Consider the following 17805-nt stretch of genomic DNA (forward strand, 5'->3'; position numbering starts at 1 on the left):
GTTGTTGCAGTTGTGGTACCCATGAACTTATGTGCGCCCGGCGGGAATATTCCTTTCTGGCGCATTTCTTGTTTTCCGGCATCTCCGGATGGGGCCTCTGCCTACAGAAGGAGAAAATCATGGCGCAGGGAACCGTGAAGTGGTTCAACTCGGAAAAGGGCTTCGGCTTCATCGAGCAGGACGGCGGCGGCCCGGACGTCTTCGCCCACTACTCGAACATCGCCACCCAGGGCTTCCGTGAGCTCCTCGAGGGCCAGCGGGTTTCCTTCGACGTCACGCAGGGCCAGAAGGGCCCGCAGGCGGAGAACATCGTCCCCGCCTGATCGTCGGCGACGTCACCGCAAACCGGGGTTCGCACCTTATGGGTGCGAACCCCGGTTTGCGCTGTTTCCAGGAAGGAAAACCATCGCATGCCCCGCAGGCCCCAGAAGTCAGGCCGGCGCGCCTCTTCCCCCGCGTCCTCCACGTCGTCTCCCAAGGAATTCCGGCTGCCGGAAAGCACGACGCCCGCACTCCCCGCCGTCGAGAGATTCGACGAGCTGGACATGCCCGCGGGGCTGCTGAAGACCCTCGCCGCCCAAGGCGTGACCACCCCCTTCCCGATCCAGGCCGCCACCCTGCCGAACTCGCTCGCCGGCCGTGACCTCCTGGGCCGGGGGCGCACCGGCTCCGGCAAGACGCTGGCGTTCGGGCTCGCGCTGCTCGGGCGTACGGCCGGAATGCGCGCCGAATCCAGGGCGCCCCTCGCGCTCGTGCTCGTGCCCACCCGTGAGCTCGCTCAGCAGGTGACGGACGCGCTGACCCCGTACGCGACGGCCGTGAACCTCCGGCTGACCACCGTGGTCGGCGGTCTTTCAATCACCAAGCAGGCCGGTGCGCTGCGGCGCGGCGCCGAGGTTCTCGTCGCGACTCCCGGCCGGCTCAACGACCTGGTGGAGCGCGGCGAGTGCGTGCTCGACCAGGTGCGGATCACGGTCCTCGACGAGGCCGACCAGATGACCGATCTGGGCTTCCTGCCGCAGATCACCAAGCTGCTGCTGCAGGTGCGGCCCGATGGGCAGCGGCTGCTCTTCTCGGCCACCCTCGACGGCAACATCGACCGCCTGGTGCAGCGGTTCCTGACCGATCCCGTCGTGCATTCGGTGGACCCGTCCGCCGGTGCTGTCACCACCATGGAGCACCATGTGCTCCACGTCCTGGACGAGACCGACAAGAAGGCCGTCACCACGAGGATCGCGGCCCGTGACGGCCGGGTCATCCTCTTCCTCGACACCAAGCGGTCCGCCGACCGGCTCGCCAAGCGACTGCTGTCGGTCGGTGTCCGGGCAGCCGCGCTGCACGGCGGCCGTAGCCAGCCACAGCGCACCCGGACCCTGGAGCAGTTCAAGAACGGCCAGGTCACGGCACTGGTGGCGACGAACGTCGCGGCCCGAGGCATTCACATCGACGACCTCGACCTCGTCGTGAACGTCGACCCGCCCACCGACCACAAGGACTACCTCCACCGGGGCGGCCGTACCGCGCGCGCCGGCAGCACGGGCAGTGTGGTCACCCTGGTGCTGCCGGAGCAGAAGCGGGACATGACCCGGCTGATGTCGGACGCGGCCATCCGCCCCCGCACGGCGCGCATCACCTCCAGCGACCCGGCTCTGGCCACCCTCACCGGTGCCCGCGAGCCCTCGGGCGTTCCCGTCGTGCTCGAGACGGCCCAGCCGACTCCTCCGGCGGCCTCGCGCCGCGGCCGGAAGTCCGACGGCGAGCCCGGCCGGCGGCCTGGCCGTCCGCGCAGGGCCGGCGGCGGCGCGGCGACGGGTACCTCCTCCGAGGCGGGTACGCGCAACCAGGGCCCGAAGCGGCGTGCCGCGACCACCGGGACGACGGCCTCCGACAAGCCGTCCACGGCGGGCGGCGGCAGGCGCGGTGGCGCCGGCCGAGCCGGGGCCGCGTCCGGAGCCGGGAATGGTTCCGTTCCCGGCGCCAGGAACGCGGGCGCCGGGAAGGCCGGAGCCGGTGCCGCCGGCTCGGGTGGACGCGGTGCCGATCGCCGGGCCAGGGGCGGTCGCCCGTCCGGCTCCGCCGCCGGCAAGCCCGCCCGGGGCTCCGGACGAGGCGGCAGCGACCGCCGCAACTCGGCGTCCTAGCAGGACACTTGCCTCCGTTCGGCATGATCGACCGGCCGAACGGAGGCGGTTGACCCGGCCCAGCACACCGGCCCCGCTGCCGGTGGCGTCCCCGTCCGTGCCGTGCCGTCCCGCCCCTGGGTACGGATCGCGCACGGACGCCTTCGTATCGGCCCGTCCGGATACGCGCGCCCGCCGACGGCCATGCCGCCCTCGCCCTCCACCGCCGGACCGGCGGCCACACCTGTGGGGGGGGGGGGGGGGGGGGGGGGGGGGGGGGGGGGGGGGGGGGGGGGCGGGGCGGGGGGCGGGGCGGGGGGGGGGCGCCGCGCGCGGCCCCCGCCCGCCCCCCCCCCCCCCCCCCCCCCCCCCCCCCCCCCCCCGCGCCCCCGCCCCCCGCGCCCCCGGCGCGCCCGCCCCGCCCCCCCCCCCCCCCCCCCCCCCCCCCCGCGGCGAGGGGCCGGCCGACCCGGCACAGCCCCACGGCCGACGGATCCACACGAACCTCCCGCCCGACAGAGGCCGGAGCGGATCACCGTGTGACCCAACCGGGTGCCTCTCGGACATCCGGGACCGCTGCCCTACGGGCACCTCACCGCCCGAGGTCGGCAGCCTCCTCACGCTCGACGCACACGCGCTCGCTCTCGAAGAACCGCACGCCGTACTCGTCGTCGCCCACGCCATGGCGCCCCCTCCTCCCGGTCGACCATCCGGCCCCGGCGGATCGCCGGCCTCCTCCTCGACGCCCGTCGGGGCAGCGGGAGTTCAGCTCCCAGGCCACCCCGCTCGGCGAGAGCGGCGCGGCGATCCCCTTCGTCCGGATCACTCAAGGGAACCCGATGCGTCCGGGACCGACTCCGGATCCTCCCCACCGACTGACGAGCCGAGGCGGATGCCGACCCTCACGGTCCAGTCCAGCCCGACCCAAGTCCCCACCTGCGCAATGTCGTTCGCCCAGCCGCACACCGGCACCGGCTCGCACGCCGGAGATGACATTGTCCTGAATATTTATTTGATTCAGCCAAAAGAGTGCGGCAAGGTGCTGGGGCACTGAGGTGACGGAACGGGAGGCACGCAGGATGTCCGACACACAGAACCGGCTCGACGGAGCCCCGATCGGTTCCTTCGTCGCACTCGGGGACAGCTTCACGGAGGGGCTGGGCGACGAAACTTCCGAGGGCGAGCTCGTGGGCTGGGCCGACCGCCTCGCCGACCGGCTCGCCCACCACTCCCCCGGACCGCTGCGCTATGCCAATCTCGCCGTGCGCGGCCGGCTCATCGACGAGATCATCGACGAACAGATCCCCCGTGCCGTCGAGTTGGCGCCGGATCTGGTGAGCCTGTGCGCCGGCGGCAACGACATCCTGCGGCTCGGAAGTTCGGTGGACCGCATCACCGACCGCTTCGAGGAGGCCGTCACCGAACTGAGCGCGGCGGCGGGGACGGTGCTGGTCTTCACCGGGTTCGACCCGCGCGGCACCCCCGTGCTGCGTCATCTGCGGGGAAAGATCGCCACGTACACGGCGCACATCCACGCGATCGCGGAACGGCACGGCTGCCCGGTCGTCGATCTGTGGTCCATGGCGTCCATCCAGCAGCCGCTCGCCTGGAGCGACGACCGGCTGCATCTGTCGTCCGAGGGGCACCGGCAGGTGGCACTGCGGGCCGCCGAGGTCCTGGGGCTCGCGCCGGAACGGGACACGTCCACGGCGGGCGCGCTGCGGGGGCCGGCCAACCGGCAGGCAGAGCGGCTCGCGGACCTGAAGTGGGCCAAGGAGCACTTCCTGCCCTGGCTCGGGCAGCATCTGATGGGCAAGGACACTCACGCCACACAGGAACCGAAGCGCCCCGAACTGCTGCCGCTCTGAGGGCTGTCGGGCCCGGCACCGCCGTCGCCACCCCCGCCGCCGTCACCACCCTCGTCGCCAACAACACCCTAGGCGCCGTCCCGGCCGGCCGGGGGCACTCGGGGCCTCAGCCCCAGAGCCGGTCCCCGAGGGTCCCGGACTCCGTCGCACCGGGCAGTACGTAGGCCACGGCCGAAGCCCGGTGCTGGACGAAGGGGTTGAGCGCGTCACGGGCCGCGAGGCGCTCCTGGACGCGAACGAATTGCCCCGGGTCGCGCATGAAGGCGCAGAAGAGCAGACCTCGGTCGTCCGGACCGTCGTCGTAGCTGTAGCTCCGGCGCAGCATCCGGGCGCCTCGGTCGAAGCGCGGGCTGGCGAGGCGTACATGGGCGGTGGCCGGGATGACGTACGACCCGTCGGGGTTCTTGGCGTAGATGTCCGGCTCGTCGTGCTCGGCGGTCCCGCTGAGCGGGGCGCCGTCGCGGGTGCGGCGGCCCACCGCCCGGTCGCGCCGCTCCTCGGACAGGGCCGCGAAGCCTTCGACGTCCATGCGGATCCTGCGGTAGACCAGAACGGTGCCGTCCCGGTGGGCTCCCGACTCCCCCCAGACCCATCGTTCGGCGGCCTCGCGACCGGGATTGGCGGTGCCGTCCACGGAGCCGAACAGATTGCGCGGTGTGGTGCCGGGTGGCGTGGGGGCGAGGAATCCCGACTGGTTCCAGCGGGGTTGGGCGCCGGCGGTGCGTACGGCGGTGGCGACGAGTTCCGCGACGACCGTGAGCGTCCAGCGGTCGGCCGCGCACAGCTGGACCAGGACGTCGCCGTCGCTGCGGCGCGGGTCGAGCCGGTCGCCGGGGAAGGCCGGCAGCGCGGCGAGAGAGGCGGGGACGTCGAGCCGGAGGCGGGCGGCGGTCGCGGGGCCGATGCCGACCAGAGAGATGAGCCGGGTCGTACCACCGCCCTGGAGACGGGGGTCCCTCGGCTGCTCGGAGGCCGCGCCGGCGAGTGTGCCGGTCAGCGAGCCGAGGACGGTGCGCAGGGCCGTGCGCTCCCCGGCGACCGAGGACCGGGGCAGGTCGAAGGCGAGCAGCTGCGTGGCCGGCTGCTGGGGTGCCGTGACGCCGGCCTGCCGGGCGCCGTGGAAGGGGAACGCGGTCGTGACCGAAGGAGCCCCGGCGGCACCGTCCGCGCGGTCTCGCCGCGCCGCTTCGTCTGCCGCGACGCCGACGCCGGCCGCGAGGACCGCTCCGCCGGCGAGCAGGGCCCGCCGCCGCCCGAAGGAACGGGTGGCCTCGGCCGGGAGTGAATCCCGCTCATTTCCCTGTTCGGTGGGCATGGGCCTATTGGAGACGATAGAACAACATCCATGCAAATCCTGCCCACAGAGGGCCTGTTGACTCATTCTCCCCGGCTCTCGACGGGCGTCCGAAAGGCGCTCGGACTGTCGGCTCTGGTCGTCTCGGTCGCGCTGGCGGCCACCGGGTGTTCCGGCCAGGAACCGTCGTCGGACGACGCCCGGCATCCGGCCGGGAGCGTGCTGCGCGTTCCGCAGGACTTCCGTACGGTGCAGCAGGCGGTGGACGTCGCCCGTGAGGGCGAGACCGTGCTGGTCGGCCCGGGTGTGTACAAGGAGAGCGTGCACGTCACCACTCCCCGGCTGATCCTGCGGGGAACGGACCGCGACAAGGTGGTCTTCGACGGCGGGGTCCGGCTGGCCAACGGCATCACGGTGACCGGCGCGGGCTCGGTGGTCGAGAACCTCACCGTGCACGGCTATCTCGCCAACGGCGTGCTGTTCACCGGTGTCACCGACGAGAAGCTCCAGCAGCGGGGCGCCGGCGGCTCCGCGTACGATCCGCTGGACACCACCCGCTTCCCCGCCGTCCGCGGCTTCCGCGCGACCCGGGTGACGGCGTACGACAACGGCCTGTACGGCATCTACGCCTTCGACGCGCGCAACGGCGTGATCGAGGAGTCCTACGCCTCCGGGCACGCCGACTCCGGTATCTACGTCGGCCAGTGCAAGCCCTGTTCCACCGTCGTCCGCGGGAACACCGTGGAGCGCAACGCGGTCGGCATCGAACTGACCAATGCTTCCGACCACTTGTCCATCCTCGGCAACCGGGTCGCCCGCAACCGGGTCGGGATCACGGTCAATTCCAATGATCTGGAGGCCCTCGCCCCGCAGCGGGGCGCGGTGATCGCGGGCAACGTGGTCGTCGACAACAACGCGGCCGACACCCCCGAGCAGGCGGACGGGGGCTTCGGCATCGGGATCGGCATCGGCGGCGGCACCGACAACCGTGTCCAGCGCAACCTGGTCCGGGGCAACCGCGCGGCCGGGGTGATCGTCACCGACCCGGCGGGACATCCCGCCAGCGGCAACCGCGTCGAGGACAACCGGGTCACCGGCAACGGCACCGACCTCGTCCTCGCCTCCGCCGACCCCGCGAACTGCTTCACGGGCAACCGGCCCGGCACCCAGAGCCCGGACCGTCTGGAGACCCGCGCGGGCTGCGCCACCCGCCGCGGGAAGGCCCTGCCCGACGGGCGGACCACTCCGGTGCAGGCTCCGCCCGGCATCCCGTTCAGCCAGGTGCCGGCCCCGCCCGCCCAGCCGTCCCTGCCCGACCCGACGGCCCCGGGCAGGCCCGCGACCGGGCTGCCGGGCGCCGTCGATCCGAACGCCTATCCGCTGCCGAAGGACGCGAACGCCGTACCGCGGGCGCACTGAGAACGGCGGCCTCCGGGACGTGTCGGGTACACGAAGGCGGGCACGGTGTACGAGGACGGACGCTGCCGGGGCCGGACACGGTCGGTGTTCCGATCGCGTCCCCTCTGCCGGGTCGCACGCCCGCAAGGCCGTGATATCCCGGCGACGCGGCCGAGGCACCCGCCTATGCTCGGCTCGTGCAACAGCTTGCCGACAGCGGCCATCCCTTGATCACGGCCTTCCCCACCGAACTCGCCGGCGACGCCGAGGCGGTCCTGGCGGTGATGCCTGAGGCCCGGCTCCAGCCGCGTGACCGGTTTCCGGCCGTCGTGGAGGGCCGGCGGGTCCTGATCCCCGAGCGCATCTACCACGACGAGCCGCCGGCCAACGCGGTGGCGTCGCTCTCGTCGCGCCAACAGCAGCTTCTGCACTGCCTGTACTCACGGCACTGCGACGGGATGGTCAGACAGCGTCACCTGGAGAAGGTCGCCGGTTCCACTGATCCTTGGGTCGTCCCCTACGTCGTGCGGCTGGCCGGCGAGTACGTCGTGGAGATCCTGGTCGTCCTCCGTGACGAGCTCCGCGATCTCGCCAGTCCCGGCACCCCCGGCCACCGCGCCTACGGACAGTTCCTGGTGGACAACCCGGCCTTCTTCGCACGCACCCAACGGCGAGTCGTGAGCTACTGGAACTGCTACTACCGGGGCACCCACGCGAGTTTCCAGGGCTACCCGGGATGCGCTCTTCTCGACCTCCTGCGGTCCGCCGCCTCCGACAGAGCAGGGCGTCCCTGGCCCAGCCTCGCACCGGCCGGCGCGAGGGTGCACGGCTTCTGCTGAGACCTGCCGTCGGATCCTGCCGGGTTCACGGGTCCGGCAATCGGACCGGACGTCGTCACCCATCCGACGCCCGACCCGGCCCCACGCCCCGGCCTGGCACCCTCATGGGGCCAAAGCATCGCCTCAGCGGGTGGCCCACGGCGCCTCGGGGAGTTTCGCGTGGCCGTCGTGCCCGGAGAAGTCCAGGGTGGTGGGGGTCCCGAGGCCCGGCATCCGCATCGACACCCGGCGCAGGCCGCCGTCCTCGTCGACCCAGTAGGTCAGCGGCGATCGGCCCGATCCGGCCCCCGCGCCAGGGGTGGTGCCCTGGGCGCGCGGTCCCGAGAAGCGGTCGTAGGGGCGGCCGTCGATGTCCTCGCGCGCCAGCCAGCGGGCGCCGGACTGGGCGAGCAGCAGCGGGTTGTCGGGGCGGTCCGCGCCCAGCCCGATCAGCAGCTGGAGTCCCGAGTCCAGCGGATCGGCGGTGTAGGCGCGGGCGGACCAGCCGGAGCGAGGGATGTGCTCGGCCTGCTGCCAGGGCGGGCCATCGCCGGTGCCACCGCTGCCTCCGGTCTTCGGCGCGGGCGCGAGGCCGAGACCGCCGGTGTCCCAGACGATCAGGCCTCGGTCGAACCGCTCCGCCGCGCCAGGCCTGGGGGTCTGGGTGCTCTTCCCGGAGGCCCCCGTGGCTCCCGTGGCCCCTGAGGCGCCGGTGACCTCGTAGCTCCCCACGCCCCGGTGGGTCCGGTAGTCCACGACCCCCTCGACCCGTACCACCACTCCGCCGCCCTCGGTCGCGGTGAGGGTGACCGCCACCGGGCCGGCCTGGTACAGGTTCAGCCGTGACAGCGCCAGCCGGGACGCCTCTTCCGTGGTCACCGGCCGCTCGGCGGGGGTGTCGTCCGAGAGCGCCCGCCAGGCCACCAGGACGCCGCCCGCCGCTCCGCACACCGCGAGCGCGGCCAGGGTCCGCGTCCAGAGGGTCCGACGCCGTGTCCGGCCGCCGGTCTTCCCCTTCGGAGTCGTCGTCGGAGCCTTTGACGTCGTCGGAACCGTCGCGTCCGTCCTGCTCTTCGGGGCCTTCCGGGGCGTTCGCGCCATCCGGGCCATGCACTCGCCTTCTCTCGTCGGTCGGTCGCACAGGAGGGCGGGTTCGCGGACCACCGGTCCCCGAACCCGCCCGAGCCGGCCCGGCGGATCACCGGGTCCGGTCGCTCCGCTGAGGAGCAAAGGCCTGTCCTACGAATCAGGCCTGGTGTTGCTGTGCCCTTCGCCTGCGGCGCATCAGGACGACCAGCGCCCCGCCGAGGACGGTGAGCGCGGCGCAGCCCGCCGCCAGCGGACCCATCCGGCCCAAGCCGGTGGACGCGAGGCCTCCCAGGCTGGAGCCGGAGCCGGAGGAACCGTCGTGCCCCGGTGCTCCGGGCGCTCCCGGAGTTCCGGGCTCACCCGGCGCCGGCGGTGCCGTCGGCTCCGGTGACGGGGTGGGCGTCGGCGTGGGGTCGGGCAGCCGCTGGTTGACGGCGGTCACCGATACCCCTTCGTCGAGGTTGTCGGAGGTGAGCACCAGCGGACCGAACACCGTCTTGTCGGGTACGGCGTAGCCGTCCGGCGGGCTGACCTCCTGCCAGTAGTACATGCCCAAGGTGCCGTTGCCCCCGCAGAGGCCGTCGGCCTTTGTCTCGCAGGGCTCGCCGACCCGGGTGTCCGGCGTGTCGCCGGAGATTTGAAGGTCGTCGGTGCCGTTGGTCTCCTTCCACAGCTGGAATGTGGCTCCGGCCAGCGGTTTTCCGTCCTGGTCGTGCTTGACCAGGTGCAGCTCGCCTTCCTGCTGCCGGAAGCCGAAGTCGTACGTGTGGTCGTTCTCGCCCGGCCCGCCGGTGGTCAGTGCCCGCTCGGGGAACTTCCCGCCTTCGGGGAGGACGCCCTTGGAGTCGACGAAGTGGTTGTCGCCCACGTCCGCGTCCGTCGGGACCCACTGGTAGAGCGGACCGTCCTCGGCGTAGTCGGCCGGGTTGTCGAGCCGGATCGTGTACTTGGTCCTCGGCTTCAGGCCGCCGGAGACGTTGGAGTCGTCGAAGTAGTACTCGCCGCGCTCCGTCGTCTTCGTCGTCCCCACGAGCTTGCCCGACTCGTCGTACAGATTGACGGTCGCGCCCGGGACGGGACGCTGCTCCGGGCTCTGGACGCCCTTGCGCTCGGGGTCGTACCAGACCCGGTTGCCGATCTGGAGCGGGGCCTGGTCGCAGAGCACTTCCAGGTCGCCCATGGAGGCGCCCTTGCCGAACGGGGCCGCCGTACCGGCCGGGTTGAGCCGCAGACCGGACTTCGGGTCCTGCTTGCCGTCCCGCTTGTTGAAGGTGGTTCCGTACCCGAAGGCGGTGCTGTTGGGGTCGAACCCGGAGGTCGCGATGGTGTCCTCGACCTTCGAGAACGCCATGCCCGCGAAGGACGCGTTGTGGTGGGAGCCCATCCGGCTGGTGTCGAAGAAACGGGTGCCCCGAGGGGACAGTCCACAGCCGTTGTTGGTGTCCATCACGTACATGCCGTCGGTCGGACAGGCCTTGTCCAGGTCGCCGCCGGACAGGACCCGGCCGACCGAGCCCGGGGTCGGACCGGCCGGTGCGCGGTCGCCGAAGCGGTCGCGGAAGGCCAGCAGCATGGAGCCGTCGGTCTCGAAGTCGACCTCGCCCAACTCCGGTTCCGGCTGGGCCAGATAGTTCTGGCAGGCCTGCCCGTTCTGGGAGGTCGGGAAGGTGTCGGTCCAGGGGAACCAGCCCGGCCCGTCGCACGGAGGTGCGCCGATCGTCGACTCGCGAGGGTAGTCCAGCGGCTGGTCGAGGACCGGCTTGCCGAACTCTCCGCTGCCGAGGTCGAAGGGCATGACCACGGCCCGCAGGTCGGACGCCTTCCCGGTGGACTCGCCGGAGCAGACCCCGCCGACGTAGCCGGAGCCGTCGTGCAGGCCGAGGCCGAAGGGACGCCAGTCTCCCGCCGCGGGGCAGCCCGGATCAGGGATGGCCACGGCGGACTTCGGCGCCGTCGCGGTCGGCACCGTGGCGTCGTACCGGTACAGCTTGCGGTTGTTGAGGTTGACGACGAACAGATCCCGCCCGTCATCGGTGATCTTGATGCCGCCGAGGCTCTCCCTTCCGGGGGCGGCGAGGAAGGCGTCGTCGGTGCCCGCACCGTGCTTGGTCGTCCCCGCGTCGGGGACGACGGTGAACAGGGTGGTCTTCTTCTGCTCGCGGTCGGTCACGTAGATGCCACCGGCGCCGCCCGGACCGTAGTCCGTGGTGCGCTTGGCCACCGCCGAGGAGAACACCCGCTTGTCGGCCTTGTTCCACGCGATGCCGTACAGGGTGCCGGTCTCGGCATTGGTGGCGATATCGGTGACGTTGACGTCGACACCGTCCTGGCCGCGCGCGCTGTACGGGAAGGAGACCAGCGTGCGCTGTGTCTCACCCTCGCGCGTGGCGGGCTGGCAAGTCGTCACCAGGGGGGCGTTCTTCTGGCAGTACTCGCCCGGGCTCCACAGTCCGGTGGTGAACTCCACCTTCCTCCCGGCGGAGAGGTCGACGAACTCCTCGTTGCTGCTCAGCCGGCCGGGCGCGCCGTCCAGCCCCTGGCGCGAGGCGAAGGCCGGGAACAGCACACCCGGCTTCGGATTCTCCACCTGGACCCGGAACTTGGTGCTGCCACCCTCGCCCGCCGCCGGGGTCAGCGTCACGGTGCCGTCGGCGGCCGTGGTCCCCTCGATGCCCTTCCCGTCATAGTCGGTGAGGGTCACCTTGACCCCCGCCATGCCCGGCTCCAGCGCGGGCGTCCACACTCCGCTGTCGTCCACGGCCCGGATCACCCGGACCGTCACCGACCCTTCCTCGCCCTGCGAGTGCGCCATCGGCGCCGCCGCCAGGGTTCCGCTGCCGATTCCCAGAGCGAGCACCGCGGCGGAGCCGACGGTACGGCGACCGATCACAGTCGATCGTCGCCTGCGCGGCTCGGGCGCGGCTCCCTTGGTCCGTTCATTCGTGAATGTCATCCCCTGCTCTCAGCGTTCGAAGGGCCCATGGCCCTGCTCGTAAGGGAGTACACAGAGATGCGGAGAACCGCCTCACTGCGGATCTTAGGGCTGCTTTGGCCAAGATCGTGCCGGAATGACGAAGTCCTCCTCCGCCGTACCCTCATGCCCCGGTCCCGACCCATGTCACGAAGGGATAAACGAACCCGAGTGCCGTTCCGTTACGTGCAGTTGACGCACTTTCAGATAACCAGCGGAGGTCGATGCGCGCGGTCGTTCGAAGGTCGTGCGCAAAGCCCCCGAGAGCGACACGACGGCGCCGCCCGGACCCTGGGAAGGGGGCCGGCGACGCCGTCGTGTCAGTGTCGGTGTCGGCGTCAGTACCGGGGACGCCGTGGGTCAGCTCGCGGCGGCCCGGCCGAGCGCGATGTCCACGATCATGTCCTCCTGTCCGCCGATCAGTCGCCGCCGGCCGCACTCCATCAGGATGTCGCGCACGTCGACCCCGTACCGCCGCGCGGCGGTCTCCGCGTGCCGCAGGGAGCTGGAGTAGACAGAGAGGTTCTCGTGGGCATGGATGCCGATCCGGTCGCCGGGTCGAGGACGTCGCGGTAGGCGCGCACCCGGGCGGCGGCGATGTGCTGTGCCGAGATGCCGGCCTCGGCGCAGTGGGTGACCACCCGCACCGAGCGGACACCGAGGCCGCGTCGAAGACGATGCCGATCTCGTCGATCAGCGGCGTCTTCAGGAGTCCGTCCACGCCGTCGGCGCTGGTCTCGAATCCGTCCGCGACAAGGGGCGCGCGCCTGACATGGCGCACATGATCCGCTCGTCCTTCGCCGACACGGCCGGACCGGAGACCGCCGGCCGGATCGCGATGCCCCTGGCCACCTTCGGGATGGCCGGCCACGACGGCACGTTCGTCGCGCTGCAGTCCGACGGCGACAGGCCCGTCTCGGACTGGATGGACCAACTCGCCGACTCTCTCGTGGCGCTGGGCGAGACGATCACAGCCGCCCGCTGACGAGGGCGGCCCGCGCCGGGGCCCACGCTGCGGTGGTCACATCGGGATGCGCTGGGCCCTGGCGTACTGGTGGATCAGTTCGCCGCCGATCTCCGCGGCCAGTCCGGCGGTGATGCCGGACCGGTCGTGGGGCGGGGACACACCCGTCACCTCGAATCCGACCGGGCTCAAGTCCCCGACACAGCGGAGCAGTCCGAGGACTTCCCGCGAGGTGAGCCCGCCCGGGACCCGGGTGCCGACCCCCGGGGCGAAGGCGGGGTCGGCGACGTCGACGCAGACGGAGACGTAGACGGGCCGGCGGCCGATCCGTTGCCGGACGACCCCCGAGGCGCCCCGGACGCCCAGCCGGCCGAACCCGCCGGCGTCCAGCATCACCCCTCCCTGGGGATGGCCGCGAGCGCCGGGCCCACGCAGTCCGATCCGGACCACCGCCGGCGGGTCGACGAGCCGTTCCTCGACCGCCTGGCCCACGATGTCGCCCCGGGGGTTCGAGCCCAACGGGTCGGCGGCCAGGCGGAGAAGGGCGACCGGGCCATGCCGCTCGGCCACCGCGCGCAGCGCCGCCACGGTCAGCGGACGGCCGCCGCCGAGCAGCAGTACGGCGGCGTTGCCGGCGAGCAGTCGGGCCAACCTCTCGCGCAGTAGCCCGGGCGCCGCGTCGCGCTCCCCCGGCGGCAGCTCGACGTCCCCGCCGTCGACACAGTCGACCAGGTCGAAGGTGCCCGGGCCACGATCCGCGCCGGGCGCGCACGCGAGCACGGAGACATCCCGAACAGCCCCTGGCCCCAGACGTGTTCCCGGACATCGCGCCGACTCCTCGTAGGGCACACCGAGCACCACGAGGTCCCGGGCGGCCGGTTCCCGGTCGAGCGGCAGCCGCATGAAGGTGGGGGGCCGCGCGGGGGAGCGCGCGGGCAGGGCGATGCGCTCCACGGCTGGCGTCTCCTCCAGGCTTCGGCACGTCGTCGGCGGGCGGGCCGCCTCCCGGCGGCCGGGCGGTTTCCGGGCACTGTTCCCGCGGCGGCTCTTCCCCCACTCTTTCCGGCATATCGGCAACTCGACGATGGCCGAAGGCAGTCAGAGAGGGTGCGCTCCGCCTTTCGCGCTTTTCGGACCCCTTCGCCCCCTTCGCTCCCGCCCGGCCTTCACAGCCTGCGACGGATATGCCCGAGGCAAGCACGAATCGACCCCACATCGTCGCGGACGGTAACGTTCCCACGACTCCTGGTGTACGACATTCCTGGGGAGAAGATGACGGAACGGCGTACGGCCCTCAGGGCCCCACGAGCACTGGCGCGGTCGACCGCCACCGGGGCGGGCACGGCCGCGTTCGCACCGGCGGGCCGACAGCGAGGCCCCTTCTCCGTCGACGTACGACTGCGCTGGCTCGGCGTCAGCGGGTGGGAGATCGCGTTCGGCCGGGGGCACCGCAGGCGGAGCATCCTGTTCGACCCCTATCTGAGCCGTATGCCCTTCACGAACGCCGAGGGCTCCACGGAGCCCGGCATCCCGCTGCGCCTCGACCACGAGGCCGTCGAGACGGTCGCGGCACGGCATCTCATTGGCGCTCCCGAGCTGATCCTGGTGAGTCATGGGCACTTCGACCACATGGCGGACGTCCCGCAGCTCCTCGCGCGGCCGGCCTGGCGGCGGTCGCGGATCAGGGTGCTGTGCCACGAGACGGTGTCCCATCTGATCGCGGCCATGGGCGCCCCGGCTCGACGGCTCGCGGACGCCGTCCTGGTCAAGGGCGGGGAGTGCCTCCAGTTCGACGGGTACACGGTCGAGGTCTTCCGCAGCCTGCACAGCAGGCGCCCCGACCATGGCTACTTCGCCCCCGGTCACCGGCTCGCCCCGCCACCCCGGCCCTCGACCCTCGGCGACTTCGTCGAAGGGGACACGCTCGCCTACCAAGTGTCCGTGGAGGGCGGGCCGTCGGTCCTGCTCATGGGGGCGAGCGATGTCGCCGAGCGGGAGATGGCCGGGATCCGTCCGGACGTGGCCGCCGTGCCGATGACCACGACCTCGGCGGTCCACCGCTACCCCGGGCGGCTCCTCGACATCACGGGACATCCCCCGTTGCTGATTCCCTGTCACCATGACGACATGGTCACGCCGTTGACCGCGTCGCCGCGTCTCCTGGCCGCCTCCAGCGCTGACTCGGCCGTACGGGAACTGACGGCGGCGGCCGGGCCCGGCTCGCGCGTGGTGGCACCCCGCCATCTGGACGCCATGGACCTGGCCGCCGCGCTCGCTTAGGTTCTGTCCGGCGGGTCCCGGCGGGGGGCGGTGACACGCGGTGTGCGGCGCACCCGGTCGCACAGTCGCGCGTACCCGAAAGGGCCCCGCCGGAACGGCACTTCCGCGTTCCGCAACCCTCTGCCCCGTACTCCACAGGGGCTCCGCACTTCCCGCACCATCGCCCCCGGCCAACGCCCACGCCCTGCCCCTGCCCCTGCCCCATCACAAGGATTCGCGCCTCTCACCGCCCAAGGACACGCACGCACTTCATCACCCCAGGAGAAGACAGCATGCCCACGGACATCCAACGGCCGGGCTCCTCCGTCGCCACGGCGGCACCGTTAGACAGCGGCACGGGCCCCGCGCCGGGAGAGCGGCTGCGCGGCGACCTCGGCGTCGCGAGCATCGTCTTCATGGTCACCGCCGCCGCCTCCCCGCTCGGCGTCATCGGCGGCCCCGTCCCGCTGGGCATCGCCGACGGCAACGGGACGGGCTTCCCGGCGACCTACGTCGTCGCCGGCGTCGTCCTGCTGCTCTTCGCCATCGGATTCCTCGCCATGACGCCCCATGTGCGGACCACCGGGACCTTCGCCTCCTATGTCGAGCGAGGTCTCGGGCGCGGCACCGGACTCGGCACGGGCTTCGCGGCACTGCTCTCCTACCTCACCCTGGAAGCCGGCATCTACGGACTGATCGGGCCGGGCATCGGCGCCCTGCTGCCCGGCCCGTACCTGCCCGGCGCGCCCTGGTGGGTGTACGCCGCCGCGACGTTCGCCCTGGTGACCTTCCTCGGCTACCGCCAAGTCGACCTGTCCGGCAAGGTGCTCGCCGTCGGGCTGCTCTCCGAGGTGCTCGTCGTCGTCGCGTTCGACGCCGTCGTCACGTTCAAGGGCGGCGACAGCGGTCTGTCCTCCGGCATCGTCAGCCCCCGGCGCATCGTGTCCGGCGCGCCCGGGATCGGCATCCTCTTCGCCATCCTCAGCTTCATCGGGTTCGAGGCGGCGGCCGTCTTCCGCGACGAGGCACGCGACCCCGAGCGCACCGTCCGCCGGGCGACCTATCTGTCACTGGCTCTGGTCTGCGTCTTCTACGCCGTCTCCAGCTGGGCGCTGATCACCGCCGTCGGCGACGCGCACGCGGTCGGGACCGCCACCGGCCACAGCGGCACCATGCTCGCCGACGCCACCCGCCGCTACCTCGGCGCGGTCGGCGGGCACCTCGTCGAAGTCCTTTTCGTGACCAGCCTGTTCGCCGCCATCCTGTCGTTCCACAACATCGTCGCCCGGTACGTCTTCGCGCTGGCGGGCCAGGGCGCCCTGCCCGCGTGGCTCGGTGTCGCGCACCCCCGTTTCCGTTCCCCGCACCGCGCCTCGATCGCCACCGCCGCCGTCGTCGCGGCCCTGCTGACGCTCTCGGTGGTCATCGGCCTCGACCCGATCACCCAGGTCTACGCCTGGCTGACGAGCTTCGCCTCGGTCGGCGTGGTGCTGCTGTACGCGATCACCAGTGCGGCGGTGGTGGTCTTCTTCGCGCGGCACCCCGAACACCGCACGGCCGTCTGGCCGAACACCGTCGCACCGGCGCTGGGACTGGCCGGACTGGCGGCCTTCTTCGTACTGATCCTGGAGAACCTCACGACGCTCGTCGGCGGCAGCACCGCCCTGGCGATCGGTGTCCCGGCCCTACTGGCGGTGGCCCTCCTCCTGGGCCCGGTCGTAGCACGGCGGGGGTCCCGAACCGAGTTCTGACACGAGGCGGCGCCGCTTCTCGTCCATCGGCTCAGACGGGCCGGCCCGCCGGTGTGCCGTACAGGTCCAGGTAGGAGGGGAAGAGGCCTCCGGGGGTGTCGGCGGTACGGGCGGCCAGCGCCGCGTGGACCACGGCCCGGGTGAGCACATCGGCGCCCGCGGCGAGGATCTCGTTGACCGCCGCCATCTCGGTGTGGACCTGCCAGCCGGTGGGGTCCGCCGGGCCGTTGCCGTCGTCGTCCACCAGGGGCCGCCGGCCGGTCGACAGCGCGAACACCGTGTCGCCGTCGGTCAGGAGATGGATGGGCCGGACAGCGCGGGCCAGGCCGTCGTGCGCGGTGCCCGCGAGTTTCTGGGCCTGCGCGCGGGTGAGGGTGGCGTCGGTCGCCACGACGGCCAGCGTCGTGTTCAGCTGCCGTACCTCTTCGGACTGCCGCCGCCGGGTCTCCTCGCGCGCGGCGGCCAGGCGTTCCTGTGCCCTGGCGTGAACCGCCGGGTCGGGGAACGGATGGCGCAGCCCCTGGGCCCGGAACTCGCCGTCCACCTCCGTCCACGCCCCGTACAGCGCGCCATTGTCCGGGTCCAGAAGCGAGCCGGAGGCGTTGACCGCGGCCAGGGCCGCGACCGTCGCCCCCGAGGGCAGGACGATGCTCGCCGTACCGATGCCGCCCTTCATCCCGCCGGCCACCGCGCCCGTACCGGCGCCCACGCAGCCCTGGGGGACGGTCGCGCCCACGGCGGCACGGGCCGCCTCCTCGACGGCCTCCCGTCCCAGCGCCGCTCCCGGCCGGGCCGTCCACCGGCCGCCGCGCCCCAGGTCGAACAGGGCGGCGGCGGGCACCACCGGCACCACCTGGGTCGGCCCCGCGCCCACCCGGAAGCCACGCCCCCGCTCCTCCAGCCAGGCCATCGTCCCCGCCGCCGCTTCGAGGCCGAAGGCGCTGCCGCCCGCGAGCACGACGGCGTCGATCCGCGGCACGAGATTGCGCGGGTCCAGGGCGTCGGTCTCCCGGGTACCCGGCCCGCCACCCCGTACGTCGACCGCCGCGACCATCCCGTCCTGTGGACCGAGGACCACGGTGACACCGGTCAGCCGGCCGTCGCCGGTGCGTGTGGCGTGCCCGACCCGGACACCGGCCACGTCGGTCAGCGCGTTGCGTGGTCCGGTGCGCGGCGCCGGCCCGGGGGTCCGCATCCCACTCATCCCTTGTCCTCGGCTCTCTCGCTCGACTCGCCTGTCTCGCCTGTCTCGCCTGTCCTGCCCGTCCGGCCG

At 72.5% G+C, this 17805-nt stretch carries 13 protein-coding genes and 1 pseudogene; 8 read left to right on the forward strand and 6 right to left on the reverse strand.

Annotated features, from left to right (window positions below):
* Positions 1-119 precede the first annotated feature (119 nt).
* From ACGFRB_RS05305 to ACGFRB_RS05315, 3 genes are all read left to right on the forward strand, one after another.
* Complete coding sequence (locus ACGFRB_RS05305; RefSeq protein WP_360247276.1) at positions 120-323, forward strand: cold-shock protein; 204 nt, start codon at positions 120-122, stop codon at positions 321-323.
* A gap of 87 nt (positions 324-410) precedes the next feature.
* A complete protein-coding gene (locus ACGFRB_RS05310) occupies positions 411-2141 on the forward strand; it encodes a DEAD/DEAH box helicase (protein ID WP_393239252.1) in 1731 nt (576 codons plus the stop codon).
* Positions 2142-3199: 1058 nt separating this feature from the next.
* On the forward strand, positions 3200-3988 hold the full coding sequence (locus tag ACGFRB_RS05315) for an SGNH/GDSL hydrolase family protein (protein ID WP_393239254.1): 789 nt from the start codon (positions 3200-3202) through the stop codon (positions 3986-3988).
* A gap of 106 nt (positions 3989-4094) precedes the next feature.
* On the opposite strand, the gene ACGFRB_RS05320 is transcribed toward ACGFRB_RS05315, so the two are convergent.
* A complete protein-coding gene (locus ACGFRB_RS05320; RefSeq protein ID WP_393239257.1) occupies positions 4095-5303 on the reverse strand; it encodes a Dyp-type peroxidase in 1209 nt (402 codons plus the stop codon).
* A 57-nt stretch (positions 5304-5360) separates the two neighbouring features.
* Here ACGFRB_RS05320 and ACGFRB_RS05325 point away from each other — a divergent pair, with 57 nt between their 5' ends.
* Positions 5361-6701 (forward strand): right-handed parallel beta-helix repeat-containing protein, encoded by a 1341-nt coding sequence (locus ACGFRB_RS05325; protein WP_393239260.1) that lies wholly within the window; start codon positions 5361-5363, stop codon positions 6699-6701.
* A 176-nt stretch (positions 6702-6877) separates the two neighbouring features.
* Positions 6878-7519: a hypothetical protein gene (locus ACGFRB_RS05330; RefSeq protein WP_393239263.1), complete on the forward strand. Its 642-nt coding sequence runs from the start codon at positions 6878-6880 to the stop codon at positions 7517-7519.
* A gap of 123 nt (positions 7520-7642) precedes the next feature.
* Here ACGFRB_RS05330 and ACGFRB_RS05335 read toward each other — a convergent pair whose 3' ends face one another.
* The 3 genes and pseudogenes from ACGFRB_RS05335 to ACGFRB_RS05345 all read right to left on the reverse strand — a co-directional run.
* Positions 7643-8599: a hypothetical protein gene (locus ACGFRB_RS05335; RefSeq protein WP_393239266.1), complete on the reverse strand. Its 957-nt coding sequence runs from the start codon at positions 8597-8599 to the stop codon at positions 7643-7645.
* A gap of 145 nt (positions 8600-8744) precedes the next feature.
* Positions 8745-11444, reverse strand: a complete 2700-nt coding sequence (locus ACGFRB_RS05340) for an SdrD B-like domain-containing protein (RefSeq protein ID WP_393239269.1) — start codon at positions 11442-11444, stop codon at positions 8745-8747.
* Positions 11445-11918: 474 nt separating this feature from the next.
* Positions 11919-12238 (reverse strand): annotated as a pseudogene (locus tag ACGFRB_RS05345) (hypothetical protein); the annotation flags it as partial.
* A gap of 92 nt (positions 12239-12330) precedes the next feature.
* Between ACGFRB_RS05345 and ACGFRB_RS05350 the strand changes: the two are divergent.
* A complete protein-coding gene (locus tag ACGFRB_RS05350) occupies positions 12331-12543 on the forward strand; it encodes a hypothetical protein (protein WP_393239272.1) in 213 nt (70 codons plus the stop codon).
* 36 nt (positions 12544-12579) lie between these two features.
* Here ACGFRB_RS05350 and ACGFRB_RS05355 read toward each other — a convergent pair whose 3' ends face one another.
* Complete coding sequence (locus tag ACGFRB_RS05355; protein ID WP_393239482.1) at positions 12580-13425, reverse strand: arginase family protein; 846 nt, start codon at positions 13423-13425, stop codon at positions 12580-12582.
* A gap of 345 nt (positions 13426-13770) precedes the next feature.
* Here ACGFRB_RS05355 and ACGFRB_RS05360 point away from each other — a divergent pair, with 345 nt between their 5' ends.
* Positions 13771-14802, forward strand: a complete 1032-nt coding sequence (locus tag ACGFRB_RS05360; protein ID WP_393239275.1) for an MBL fold metallo-hydrolase — start codon at positions 13771-13773, stop codon at positions 14800-14802.
* A 272-nt stretch (positions 14803-15074) separates the two neighbouring features.
* Positions 15075-16532: an APC family permease gene (locus ACGFRB_RS05365; protein WP_393239278.1), complete on the forward strand. Its 1458-nt coding sequence runs from the start codon at positions 15075-15077 to the stop codon at positions 16530-16532.
* A 31-nt stretch (positions 16533-16563) separates the two neighbouring features.
* Here ACGFRB_RS05365 and ACGFRB_RS05370 read toward each other — a convergent pair whose 3' ends face one another.
* Entirely contained in the window at positions 16564-17736 is a 1173-nt protein-coding gene (locus ACGFRB_RS05370) for a P1 family peptidase (RefSeq protein WP_393239281.1), read from the reverse strand.
* Positions 17737-17805 lie beyond the last annotated feature (69 nt).

This window comes from Streptomyces sp. NPDC048718, assembly GCF_043198875.1.
Lineage (GTDB): Bacteria > Actinomycetota > Actinomycetes > Streptomycetales > Streptomycetaceae > Streptomyces.